Origin of the sequence: Aeromonas sp. 600948, from assembly GCF_049174875.1 — a bacterium.
Taxonomy (GTDB): Bacteria; Pseudomonadota; Gammaproteobacteria; order Enterobacterales; family Aeromonadaceae; genus Aeromonas; species Aeromonas veronii_A.
Genome location: NZ_JAAKTY010000019.1, coordinates 79,113 through 91,012 on the forward strand (window position 1 = coordinate 79,113; position 11,900 = coordinate 91,012).

The window sequence follows — 11,900 nt, forward strand, 5'->3', positions numbered from 1 at the left end:
GGCTCACGCGCCGAGGCGGGCCAGCAGCCAGCTGCGAATGTCGCCCAGCTGCGGGCGGCAGATCTCGTGACGCATCGGGTACTCGTGCCACTCGGGGGCGAGTCCGGCGCTTTCCAGCCAGTTCTTGGCATCCCAACCGAGCGACAGGCTCACCACATCGTCATAGATGCCGTGCATGTAGCAGATGGGCAGGGTGCGAGCAGCCTCGCTCATCTCGCCGAGCAGCTGGTCGGGGGCTGCCAGATAGGTGGACATGCAGAGCAGGCCCGCCAGCTGTGCCTGGTAGCGCAACGCGGTGAAGGAGGCAATCACCCCGCCCTGAGAGAAACCTGCCAGCACGATATGCTCGGGGGCAAACCCGTCGGCCACCAGCTGATCGAGCAATGCGACAATCTGGTCGGCTGATTCACGGACATGGGACTCCACGGCCCGCTCGGCGGGATCCTCGAAGCTCCTGATGTCGTACCAGCCGCGCATCTTGTAGCCCATGTTGATGGTGATGGGGCGCTCGGGGGCATCCGGCAGCAGGTGACGCACCGGTAGCTCGGCGGGCAGATCCAGCGCGTCCACCAGCGGGGCGAGACCGGCGCCGGAATCACCCAGCCCATGCAACCAGATCACCGCGTGACGGGCGCCCTGCGGGTGCAGGTCGATCATGGGAACACCACCTCTTCGCCCGCCTGAGCGGTGCAGGATTGGCTCAGCAGCGCCTTGAGCTCGTGGCCGAAGCGGTTGTCGATCCAGGTGTCACCCTGCAGTTCGAAGTGGAAGCCGTTCTCGCGGGTGGCGACCCAAATCTGGTGCAGTGGCTCCTGCTTGTTGATGATGATCTTGGTCTTGTTCTCGAAAGAGAGGGTCAATACGCCGCCGCTGCGTTCGCAGTCGATATCCGGATACCCCTCGTCGAGCGTGTCTTCCACATATTGGAAAAAGGCGTCGGTCAGGGCGTGATACTCGTGATCCTTCATCGGTTTATCCTGTTGCTTTTAACAATGTGAGTGCGATTATAGAGGGCCAAAAATTTTTTCGCAGCGAACCATTATGATCACCCAGTTCACCAAGTGTCTGCTTGCCACTCTTCTGTCCCTCGGGTTGGCCGCGTGCGGTCTGAAGGGGCCGCTCTATATGCCGCCCCCCGAGCAGCCACAGAGCCAGAGTACACCGCAAGCAGCACCGCCTGCGACCACTGAGGCTGCCACCGAGGCCGCGCCGCACTAATGCCGCACACATTCTAGGAAGGAACCGCCCCCTTGGATCACTTTAACTACGACGCCGACGGCCAGCTTCAGGCCGAGCAAACCTCGCTGCAACAGCTTGCCGAGCAGTACGGTACCCCGCTTTACGTCTACTCCCGTGCGACCCTCGAGCGCCACTGGCACGCCTTCGACAAGGCCGCTGGCGATATTCCCCATCTGATCTGCTATGCGGTGAAGGCCAACTCCAATCTGGCGCTGCTCAACCTGCTGGCCCGTCTGGGCTCGGGGTTTGACATCGTCTCCGGTGGCGAGCTGTCGCGGGTTCTTGCGGCGGGCGGTGATCCGGCCAAGGTGGTCTTCTCCGGTGTAGCAAAGAGCGAAGCGGAGATGCGCCTCGCGCTGGATAAAGAGATCCTCTGCTTCAATCTGGAGTCGGAAGCCGAGCTGGAGCGCCTCAATCGGGTGGCGGGCAGCATGGGCAAGAAGGCTCGCGTCTCGGTGCGGGTCAATCCGGATATCGATGCCGGTACCCACCCCTATATCTCCACCGGCCTCAAGCAGAACAAGTTCGGCATTCCCATCGAGCTGGCGCCCGCTATCTATCGCAAGGCGGCCGCGATGGCGAACATCGAGATCGTCGGGGTGGATTGCCATATCGGCTCGCAACTCACTGAATTGAATCCCTTTATGGAAGCGGCTGACAAGTTGCTGCGGTTGATCGACGGGCTGGCTGCAGAAGGGATTCATATCCACCATCTGGATGTGGGGGGCGGTCTTGGGGTCAACTATGGTTCCGAGCAGCCACCGCACCCGACCGAGTATGCCGAAGCGCTCAAGCAGAAGCTGGCGGGGCGGGACCTGACCCTGCTGTTCGAGCCGGGCCGCGCCATCGTCGCCAACGCCGGCGTGCTGCTGACCCGGGTTGAGTATCTGAAACCTGGCGAGACCCGCAACTTCGCGCTGATCGATGCCGGCATGAACGACATGCTGCGCCCCTCGCTCTACGGCGCCTGGATGAACATCATCGAGGTGGATAGCCGTGCCGGTCATGCTCCCGCGCTCTATGACGTGGTGGGCCCGGTGTGCGAGACCGGCGACTTCCTCGGCAAGGAGCGCACTCTGGCCATCGCCGAGGGGTCGCTGCTGGCGGTGCGTTCGGCCGGAGCCTACGGCTTTACCATGTCATCCAACTACAATACCCGTCCGCGGGCAGCCGAAGTGCTGGTGGACGGTGCCGAGGCGCACCTGATCCGCGAGCGTGAGCAGTTGGCCGATCTCTGGCGCGGTGAGCACCTGCTGCCCTGATGCAGTAGATAGAGATGACAGAATTTTACAGCCCTGACAGCACAGGAGTGCGCGATGTGGACAGATTGTTCCAGGATGCATGGGGCTGTGGCCAATGACTTCATAGTGGTTGATGGCGAGTATTTACAGCCCTAACAGCACAGGAATGCACGATGTTGATAGATTGTTCCAGGATGCATGGGGCTGTGGACAACGACTTCATAGTGGTTGACGGTGAGTTTTTACAGCCCTAACAGCACAGGAATGCACGATGTTGATAGATTTTTCCAAGATGCATGGCTTGGGCAACGACTTCATGGTGGTGGATGGCGTCACCCAGAAGGTATTTTTCAGCAATGACGTCATCAAGAAGCTGGCAGATCGCCACTTCGGGATCGGCTTTGACCAGCTGCTGCTGGTGGAGCCGCCCTATGACCCTGAACTCGACTTTCACTATCGCATTTTCAATGCCGATGGCAGCGAGGTGGAGCAGTGTGGCAACGGTGCCCGCTGTTTTGCCCGTTTCGTGCGTCTCAAGGGGCTGATCAACCGGGATCGCATCGCGGTCAGTACCGCCCGGGGTCGCATCGTGTTGCAGCTGGAGGGGGAGAATCAGGTCACGGTCAACATGGGGGTTCCCCAGTTTGAGCCGGGCAAGATCCCGTTCCGGGCCCAGAAGGCGGAAAAAACCTATCTGTTGCGGGCGCAGGAGCATACCGTGATGTGTGGCGTGGTCTCCATGGGCAATCCCCACTGCGTCATCGAGGTGCCTTCGGTCGCCGATGCGCCGGTCGAGACGCTTGGTGCCATCATGGAGCGCCACGAGCGTTTTCCCGAGCGGGTCAACGTTGGATTCATGGAGATGGTCAATGCTACCGAGATCAAGCTGCGTGTATTCGAGCGGGGCTGTGGCGAGACCCTGGCCTGCGGCACCGGTGCCTGTGCGGCGGCGGTGATTGGCATCAGTCAGGGCAAGCTCAAGGAGCGGGTCACCGTCAGTCTGCCGGGCGGCAAGCTGACCATCGCCTGGAAGGGGCCGGGCCAGCCGGTCTACATGACAGGCCCCGCCGAGCATGTGTTTGACGGCCAGATAGAGGTTTAGCCGATAAAGGTTCAGGTACGGGGGGCGTTGGCCCCCTTTGCCCATGATGTCGGGGCCGCGAGTCCCATTTCTCTGATGGATCAACCAATTTATGAGCGAACTCAAACGGCAGGAGCAATCGGTGGATGAAGCCACTGTGCTGGAGTACCTGGCCCGTTATCCCGAGTTTTTCCAACGCCATGCCGCCGTGCTGGACCGGATCCGCATTCCCCATGAACGCAAAGGGTCGGTCTCGCTGGTCGAGCGCCAGCTGGAGCGCCAGCGCGAGCGGATCGAACAGCTGGAGCAGGAGATCACCGAATTGATGGAGATCGCCAGCGAGAACGAGCGCATATTCCGGGTCTATGCCGATCTCTACGGCGAGCTGTACGGCTGCCAGACCCTGTTCGAAGTGAGTGCCGTGATGGGCAAGGCCTTTGTCCAGCGGCTGCGCCTGACCGGGCTGCGGCTCTGGCTCAATCCCAAGAAGTTTACCCTGAGCGGGCCCGAGCAGCGCTTTCTGGCACAGGGCAAGCAGCTCGAATCCCTGCTGGGTCAGCGTCTGCCGGGGCAGGATTACTACTTTGGCCGCCTGAGCCAGAGCGAGAAGCAGGCGCTGTTTGGCCACGATGTGCTGGTCAACTCGGTGGCCCTGATGCGGCTCGGCGATCTCGGTGTGCTGGCCTTCGCCAGCTCGGATCCCGGCCACTTTACTCCCCACAACGACACCCTGCTGCTGGGCCAACTGGGGCGCCTGCTGCAACTGCGTCTGCCCGAGTTGACTCATGGCTAGAACACCGGCCAGGGCGCCCGCCAAAGCTCCCGTCGTCACACCGCCACTGCCCGCGGCACTGGCGGACGAGCTGGCGGCCTTTATCGAATACCTGAGGGTCGAGCGTCAGCTCAGCCCTCATACCCGCAATAACTATCAAGCCCATCTGGAGGCGATGACCGCCGAGCTGGTAGCCCTGGGGCTCACTGACTGGGGTCGGCTTGAGGCGAGTCAGGTGCGCACTCTGGTGACCCGGATGCACAAGGCGGGCCTTGCTCCTCGTTCCCTTTCCACCAAGGTCTCGGCCCTGCGCAGCTTTTGCGACTGGCAGGTGCGGCAGGGGCGACTGACCGCCAATCCGGCCCGTGGCATCGTCACCCCCAAACAGGGGAGGCCGCTGCCGAAAAACCTCGATGTGGACGAGATGCACCAGCTGCTCAACATCACCGACGAGCAGGATCCGCTGGCGGTGCGGGATCGCGCCATCATGGAGCTGATGTACTCTTCAGGGCTGCGTCTGGCCGAGCTGGTGGGGATCAATCTGGTGGATCTGAAGCTCGACGACCGCCAGCTCAAGGTGACCGGCAAGGGCTCGCGGGAGCGGGTGCTGCCCATCGGCCGGATGGCGGTCGAGTGGCTGCAGAAGTGGCTCAAGGTGCGCCCGCTGCTGGCTGGGGATGAGAGCGAGGCGCTGTTTGTCTCCAGCCGCAAGCAGCGGCTGTCGGCCCGCTCGGTGCAGGCTCGCCTCGATGGCTGGGGCAACAAGCAGGCGCTCAACGCCCACGTCCATCCCCACAAGCTGCGCCACAGCTTCGCCACCCATATGCTGGAGTCTTCCGGCGATCTGCGGGCGGTTCAGGAGCTGCTGGGACATGCCGACCTCTCCACCACCCAGATCTATACCCACCTCGACTTCCAGCATCTGGCCAAGGTCTACGACAGCGCTCACCCAAGGGCCAAGCGTGACCCGGATGCACAGGACGATGAATAACGGGCCCTGAGCCCCGTTGCAGAGGAGAGTCCATGCACTTCTATCGCCGCTGGCAGCCGGTTGCTGCCATCTCGTTTGACCTCGATGACACCCTCTATGACAACGGCCCCGCCATCGTGCGCGCCGAGCAGTGGATGCTGAACCATCTGCGCAGCGAATATCTGGCCACCGCCATGCTCGACAAGCCGCGCTGGCTGGAGCTAAAACGCGCTGTGTTGATGGCTCGGCCCGAGCTGCGCCACGATGTCAGCCTGGCGCGCCAGCAGACCATCCGTACCGCCATGGTCGAGGGGGGGATGGCCGACCAGCAGGCCAGCCGCGAGGCGGAGCAGGTGTTTGCTGCGTTTCTGGCAGAGCGCTCGAAGATCGAGGTGAGCGAGTCCACTCATCAGCTGCTGACCAGACTGGCCGAACGCTATCCGCTGGTGGTGATCACCAACGGCAATCTGGATCTGCTTCAGGCAGGGCTGGATCGCTACTTCACGCTGGTCTGCAAGGCGGGGGCGGGCGCCAGAATGAAACCGGCGCCGGATATGTTTGAGCAGACCCGCAGCGCCCTCAAGCTGCCAGCGGAGCGGATCCTCCATGTGGGGGATCATCCCGAGACCGATGTGCTGGGGGCCCGTTTGCACGGCTTTCGCGCCGCCTGGCTCAACGAACGGCAGCAACCGTGGCAACGGCTGCAACTGTTGCCGGACGTGGAGCTGACGGCTCTGGAGGATCTGGCTGAGCTGCTGCTCTGATGGCGCTGGCGGGTGGCCCGGCTCAGGCGGTAATGGCTGTCATCGAATAGCGATATATGGCAAGGGGTTACGCCCGCTATTTGCGACAAACCAGCCCGAGCAGGGTGTAGCGGTCGCGCTGGTTGACGCGGCAGTAACTGATGCCGACGGGCAGCGCCTGCTGCAGGGTGATGGCGCTGTTCTGATAGCGGCAGACCAGATAGAGTGGGCGCAGGCTGCCATCGAGCTGGCTCCAGTAGTGGATCTCGTCGCTGTCGCCATTATCCGGTTTGAGCTGAACCCGCTCATCGGGATTTCCGTCAAACAGGGAGAGACGATCCAGCCGATGGGTGAGGCGCTCGCCAGGTTTGCCGTTGTCGTTGCGGGTCACGGCCTGCCAGCCCTGCTGCGGGGTCAGCAGCTGCTGGCGAGTCTCGATGGTGGCAGGACAATCAAATTGCAGGCTGGCGGCAAGGGCCAGGGTTGTCAGTAACATGGCTGCTGTTCTCTCTTCACGTCCTCAACAAGATGCCATGCTACGTCATCTGTCCCCGAACAGCTTCATCAGTTTATCAAGCAGATCAAGCTGTTGTGGTGGCCGTTTCATTGACTCTGCCTCTCGTTCCAGCAGTGCCTGTTGCTCCTGCTGACGGTCACTCAGTACTCGATAGAGGGGCTCGACCAGTGACTCGCGCTGGGCGACCAGCTCCTGGAACATGCTCTGATTGATGCGATAGGTTTCGACGGTGGTCACCGCCCGCACGGTGAAGGTACTGGGTTCGCCGGTGAGCAGGCTCAGTTCCCCGAAGAAGTCACCTGCGCCGAGAGTGCCCAGTTTCAACTCTTTCCCTTCCAAGTTAATCAGCATCTCGGCTTCACCTTTGACCAGTACGAACAGCCAGCTGGAGACCTCACCCTGCTCCAGCATGATGTCACCGCTGACAAAGGGGGCAAACTTCACCTGGTCCGCCAGTCTGATCAGCTCATCCTCCTGCAACATGGCAAACAGCGGCAGCTTGCGCAGGGTATCGGTTCGTTCGGCGGTGTGGCGCTTGTGGCGGGCATCCAGGTGCTGCTTCTCCTTGGCCATAAAGACATTGAAGATCGGTGGGGTAAGACGGCGATCGTTGCGACGCAGGGCGGCATCGATCAGGCTGCGTACCATGGAGTCGGTCGGATCGTCGCGAGCCAGATCGGTCAGCCAGTAGCGCACCGCATAACGGGCAATCCCCCCCTCGACATTCATCAGCAGGCAATCCGGTTGCGGATGCTTGGCGACGCAGGGGAGCTTGGTCTCTCGCAGGGATTTCTCGATCAGGGCGATGATCTGGGTCGGCAGGGTATCCAGGGTCAGATCGAACCAGACCCAGCGTCGCCACTGCAGCGGCTCGCCACGGCGACGCCCGAGCACGGTGAAGCGCTGTTTGAGCAGATGACTGTTGGGGATGACCACAGTTTCCCAGTTGCGGGTCTCGATGGTGGTGGCACGCCAGTTGATCTCCACTACCCGGCCCTGGGTGGTGTCCACTTGCAGCCAGTCCCCGATGGCGATGGAGTTGTCGAGCTGAATGGAGACCCCGGCCAGCAGATTGCCCAAAGTATCCTGCATGGCGAAGGCGATGACCGCGGTGATCACCGCCGAGGTGGTGACTATCTCCCCGAGCGCCATGCCGGAGGCGTAGAGGCGAAACAGACCCCAGCCGATATAGCCGATGGTGATGACGATGTCGGCGATGATCCGCGGGATGCGGATCTGGCAGAGGGGCAGAAGAAATTCGAACAGCAGTATCCCCCACACTTTTACCAATATCAGGCCCGCCAGCAGGGTGGAGATCTCGATCAGCAATTGATGGGGCAGCGGCAGTTTGAACCAGCCCCCTTCCAACTGGATCAGCAGGATCACGACAGTGCTTATCATCACGAAGCTGAGCTCGGAGAGCAGCTCCCGTCGTTGCCCGGGGCGGCGCCAGAAGTGGAGCAGCATCAGAGAGAGTGTGAGCAGGGTCCAGAACGGGTGTTCGCGGATCCATATCAGTGTGGGTAGCGCAGTGAGGTTGTCGCTGAACATGACGGCCCCTTGTGATGGTTTTATTTCCAGCATAGCCGTTCCGGCACGGGGAAATGGTGCGTTGGGGCAGCAATTTATTTATCCTGTGCAGAACCGGGCAAAGGAGTGCGATTGAGTGAAATTTTCAAAGAAAATCATCTGTTTGATGGCCCTGTTGCCACTGGCTGGCTGCGATCTGCTGGTCGAGAAGTATCGGGTCGAATTCCGGGATGGCTCCTGGCGTGAAATAGCTATTACCCCCTTCTCCAGCGAGGCGCGCTGGCGCGAGGGGTGTGCCACCGGCGAGGTGCTGAGCGATATGAAGGTGCCCATCAAACGGGGTGATACGGTCAATGGCCGCGAGCAGTTGCTGATCGGCGGCGAGAAGTTCGAGCTGGATGACAACAACCTCTACCGCAGCAACGGCATGGTGTTTGGCCATTCGCCTGACCATATCCAGCGTGGGCTCAAGGGGATGGATATTTGCCGTACCCTGCGCCCCGAGCGGGGCGGATTGCCCAAGCTCAAGGCGCGAGGATTTGGTGAATAAGCGTTAACGATTATCTCTCTGACGGCGTCGGCAGGCGTCACCAAAGGCCTGGAAGATCTTGATGGAGTGAGGATTCTCGCTGGCTTTCCACTCCGGGTGCCACTGTACTGCCAGCAGGAAAGGGGAGAGGGTAGGGGCATGGATGGCCTCGACCAGTCCATCTTCGGCATGGGCCAGCGGCTCTAGGCCATCACCAAGACGGTTTAGCCCCTGTCCATGCAGGGAGTTGACCGGTATCTGTTCAGCCCCCATCAGTTCGGCAAACCAGCTGCCCGGCAGCAGCTCAATCTGATGGCTTGGCCCATACTGTTCGTCGACCGGATCGTCGGCATCTTCCCGATGATCGTCATAACCCGGTTCGGTGTAGACCTTCTGGTGGATATCTCCGCCCAGTGCCACGTTGATCTCCTGCATGCCGCGACAGATCCCGAGGATCGGCATGCCACGGGCGAGGGCTCCCTTAATGAGGGGCAGATCGAACAGGTCGCGATCCCTGTCCTGCTGTTTCTCCGGGGTGAGGTTCTCCTGTCCGTAAAGCGCCGGATCGATGTTGGAGCCGGCGCCGCTCAGATAGATGCCGTCAGCCAGATCCAGATACTGCTCCAGATCGGCGGTGCCACAGCAGGTGGGCACCAGCAGCGGGACACAGCCGCTGATCTCGACCAGCGGCATGATGTATTTGTGGGTCATTACCTGATAGGCGTGGCCGTTGCGGGGCTGGGCCCCCATGGTCATCAGCACGACGGGTTTACGGTTGGTGACGAGTATGGAATTTGGCATAGAACACCCTGATTATCCCTGGCGTTGAAGTCTCATCCTGCACCTTGGGCAGACCCTTGCACATCGGCTGGGCAAGGGCATGCCTCAAGGTATGGTCATGGGATCCCGCGTCTTACCGGGTGGCAGAATCGAATCGTCGGTCAGCCTCGGCAGCGACAGCCTGGATCCTCTCCCCAGTCTGCCAAGGCTGTTCAATATGTCAAACAAAATGATGCAAAATTGTTAATGCGATAGTTTTGAATGGTTCTTTAGTGGCGATTTTACTGGGAAAAACGGATAGGGATGTATGCCAGGAACACCAGAGTGGTGGATATATTAAACGCACAGGGAGGGGGTAGGGGAAAAGGCATCAAGATAAACACGCCTCCGCAAGGGGAGGCGTGTTTCGGGGGTCACAGCAGGTCTTCGATCTCGCCGCGCAGATACTGGTACATCTCGCGGTAGGCGACCGGCGGCTTGTTCAGCTCCCGCTCCTTGTTGGCGGAGCGGATCAGCTGGCGCAGCTTCTGGCGATCCAGCTCGTGGAACTGGGACATCAGCTCGTTGAGGGCGCTGTCACCTTCGGTGATCAGGCGCTCGCGCCACTGCTCCAGGCGATGCAGGCGTGCATTCACGGTGGAGTGACGGTTCTTGATGATGGAGAGCGCTTCGGCAATCGGCTCGATATCGCGGCTGCGCATCAGGCGGCCGATGAACTGCAGATGGCGACGGAAGGACTCATCCTTCTTCGGCTTGAGTTTGCGACCCAGCTCGACAGCTTCTGCAAGCTCTTCATCCAACGGGATTTTTTCCAGCTCGCTGTGGCTGAGGGAGACGATCTCTTCCCCCATTTTCTGCAATGCTTCGGCATCGCGCTTGAGCTGGCTCTTGCTGGGGCCCCAGTCTTCGAACTCGTTGTCGTCTTGATATTGACTCATCGGTCTCTTGATTCCTGTCATTCACGTTTGGTGGATATGTTACCAGCTTCTCCCGCTGGGCGCAGGGGTCTGATATGCTTACCCCCCCTTTCCTTCTTTCATACAGATGTGAGTTATGGATCAGCAAGACCAAATCCGCCAGGATCAAGCCCATCTCGAGGCCGTGGTTGCCGAAGCCCTGGAGATAGCCAAAGGACTGGGCGCCTCGCTGGCCGAAGTCTCCATCAGCAAGCAGACCGGGTTGTCGGTGAACACCCGGGGTTGTGAACTGGAAAGCATTGAATTCAATAAGGATGGCGCCCTCGGCATCGCCGTCTATCGCGATGGTTGCAAGGGATCTTCCTCGACCACCGATCTGAGCAAACCCGCCATTCGTGCCGCCGTTGAAGCGGCCATCGAGATTGCCCGCCACACCTCGGCGGATGATTGCGCCGGTCTGGCGGACGCCGAGCTGCTGGCCTGGGATGCCCCCGACCTGCAACTGTGTCACCAAATCGAGCTGGATCCCCAGCGCGGCATCGATCTGGCCATCGAGTGCGAACGACTCGCTCTGGGTCGCGATGTCCGTATCAAGCACTCCGACGGTGCCGGTTTCTCCAGCCATCTTGGCATCAAGGTCTATGGTAACAGCCACGGCTTCGTCAAAGGCTACGCGGCGTCGCGTAACTCCCTGAGCTGCGTGCTGATCGGCGAGCAGGATGGCGACATGCAGCGGGATTACGGCTACTCCTCCAGCCGTTCCCTCGACGGGCTCTGGAGCGCGCAGCGCATCGCCGACGAGGCGGTGGAGCGTACCGTCTCCCGTCTCGGCGCCCGCAAGATTTCTACCCGCCATGCCCCTGTGCTGTTCCACCCCGATACTGCCTCCGGCCTGTGGGGCCATCTGGTAATGGCCATCAGCGGGGGCAACCTCTATCGCAAGTCGAGCTTCCTGCTCGACAAGTTGGGCAAGCAGATCCTGCCAGAGTGGCTCACCATTCAGGAGTTCCCTCACCTGCTTGGCGGGCTCGCCAGTACTCCGTTTGATGGGGAAGGGGTGCGTACCTGCGATATGGATATCATCCGTAACGGCGAGCTGATGAGCTGGCTGCTTACCTCCTACTCCGCTCGCAAGCTGGGGTTGACCACCACGGGTCACGCTGGTGGCATCCACAACTGGCAGGTTTCCAATACCGGCCAGGATTTTCAGGGCATGCTGAAAGAGATGGGCACCGGCCTGTTGGTGACCGAGCTGATGGGGCAGGGGGTCAATATCGTCAATGGCGACTACTCCCGCGGCGCCGCCGGTTTCTGGGTCGAGAATGGCGAGATAGCCTATCCGGTCGAGGAGATCACCATCGCCGGCAATCTGGCCGAGATGTTCGGCCACATCGTGGCGGTGGGCCGTGACGAGGATGAGCGCTCCAGTCTCAAGACCGGCTCGGTGCTGGTAGAGAATATGAAGCTGGCGGGTCACTGATCGCCGCTGCAGCGAGATAGATATTGTCTAGTCCTGAAATAGGTTTACACATTTTCAACTAGCATTTATCTACTCAGAACCCCCTATGTACCGCATCGGGG

At 60.7% G+C, this 11,900-nt stretch carries 14 protein-coding genes; 8 read left to right on the forward strand and 6 right to left on the reverse strand.

Annotated features, from left to right (window positions below; genetic code table 11):
- Positions 1–3: 3 nt before the first annotated feature.
- Complete coding sequence (locus tag G5182_RS15545; RefSeq protein WP_227341544.1) at positions 4–657, reverse strand: alpha/beta hydrolase; 654 nt, start codon at positions 655–657, stop codon at positions 4–6.
- Positions 654–968, reverse strand: coding sequence for an iron donor protein CyaY (gene cyaY / locus G5182_RS15550; RefSeq protein WP_227341543.1), 315 nt, complete (start codon positions 966–968; stop codon positions 654–656). The genes G5182_RS15545 and cyaY overlap by 4 nt, the downstream gene beginning before the upstream one ends.
- A 73-nt stretch (positions 969–1,041) precedes the next feature.
- Here cyaY and lptM point away from each other — a divergent pair, with 73 nt between their 5' ends.
- The 6 genes from lptM to G5182_RS15580 all read left to right on the forward strand — a co-directional run bounded on the left by lptM (position 1,042) and on the right by G5182_RS15580 (position 6,067).
- A complete protein-coding gene (lptM, locus tag G5182_RS15555; protein WP_019444858.1) occupies positions 1,042–1,218 on the forward strand; it encodes an LPS translocon maturation chaperone LptM in 177 nt (58 codons plus the stop codon).
- Positions 1,219–1,250: 32 nt separating this feature from the next.
- Positions 1,251–2,501: a diaminopimelate decarboxylase gene (gene lysA / locus G5182_RS15560; protein WP_064335261.1), complete on the forward strand. Its 1,251-nt coding sequence runs from the start codon at positions 1,251–1,253 to the stop codon at positions 2,499–2,501.
- Positions 2,502–2,751: 250 nt separating this feature from the next.
- Complete coding sequence (gene dapF / locus G5182_RS15565) at positions 2,752–3,582, forward strand: diaminopimelate epimerase (protein WP_005336371.1); 831 nt, start codon at positions 2,752–2,754, stop codon at positions 3,580–3,582.
- 91 nt (positions 3,583–3,673) lie between these two features.
- Positions 3,674–4,354 carry a DUF484 family protein gene (locus tag G5182_RS15570; RefSeq protein ID WP_421254518.1) on the forward strand — a complete coding sequence of 227 codons (681 nt, stop codon included), beginning with the start codon at positions 3,674–3,676 and terminating at the stop codon, positions 4,352–4,354.
- Positions 4,347–5,324, forward strand: a complete 978-nt coding sequence (xerC, locus tag G5182_RS15575) for a tyrosine recombinase XerC (protein ID WP_227341541.1) — start codon at positions 4,347–4,349, stop codon at positions 5,322–5,324. The genes G5182_RS15570 and xerC overlap by 8 nt, the downstream gene beginning before the upstream one ends.
- A 32-nt stretch (positions 5,325–5,356) precedes the next feature.
- Complete coding sequence (locus G5182_RS15580) at positions 5,357–6,067, forward strand: HAD-IA family hydrolase (RefSeq protein ID WP_227341540.1); 711 nt, start codon at positions 5,357–5,359, stop codon at positions 6,065–6,067.
- 76 nt (positions 6,068–6,143) lie between these two features.
- Here G5182_RS15580 and G5182_RS15585 read toward each other — a convergent pair whose 3' ends face one another.
- Positions 6,144–6,542: an STY0301 family protein gene (locus tag G5182_RS15585; RefSeq protein ID WP_227341539.1), complete on the reverse strand. Its 399-nt coding sequence runs from the start codon at positions 6,540–6,542 to the stop codon at positions 6,144–6,146.
- Between the two features lie 45 nt (positions 6,543–6,587).
- Positions 6,588–8,114, reverse strand: a complete 1,527-nt coding sequence (locus G5182_RS15590) for a mechanosensitive ion channel family protein (protein ID WP_227343124.1) — start codon at positions 8,112–8,114, stop codon at positions 6,588–6,590.
- A gap of 145 nt (positions 8,115–8,259) precedes the next feature.
- Between G5182_RS15590 and G5182_RS15595 the strand changes: the two genes are divergently transcribed.
- The gene (locus tag G5182_RS15595) at positions 8,260–8,643 is read left to right on the forward strand and encodes a hypothetical protein (protein WP_227343122.1); all 384 of its coding nucleotides are present in this window, start codon (positions 8,260–8,262) and stop codon (positions 8,641–8,643) included.
- A gap of 3 nt (positions 8,644–8,646) precedes the next feature.
- Here the strand turns inward: G5182_RS15595 and G5182_RS15600 are convergent, their stop codons facing one another.
- Positions 8,647–9,423 (reverse strand): gamma-glutamyl-gamma-aminobutyrate hydrolase family protein, encoded by a 777-nt coding sequence (locus G5182_RS15600; RefSeq protein WP_216952729.1) that lies wholly within the window; start codon positions 9,421–9,423, stop codon positions 8,647–8,649.
- Positions 9,424–9,815: 392 nt separating this feature from the next.
- A complete protein-coding gene (gene yjgA, locus G5182_RS15605) occupies positions 9,816–10,340 on the reverse strand; it encodes a ribosome biogenesis factor YjgA (RefSeq protein WP_005336359.1) in 525 nt (174 codons plus the stop codon).
- Positions 10,341–10,455: 115 nt separating this feature from the next.
- Here yjgA and pmbA point away from each other — a divergent pair, with 115 nt between their 5' ends.
- Positions 10,456–11,799, forward strand: a complete 1,344-nt coding sequence (gene pmbA, locus G5182_RS15610; protein ID WP_227341538.1) for a metalloprotease PmbA — start codon at positions 10,456–10,458, stop codon at positions 11,797–11,799.
- Positions 11,800–11,900: the final 101 nt, after the last annotated feature.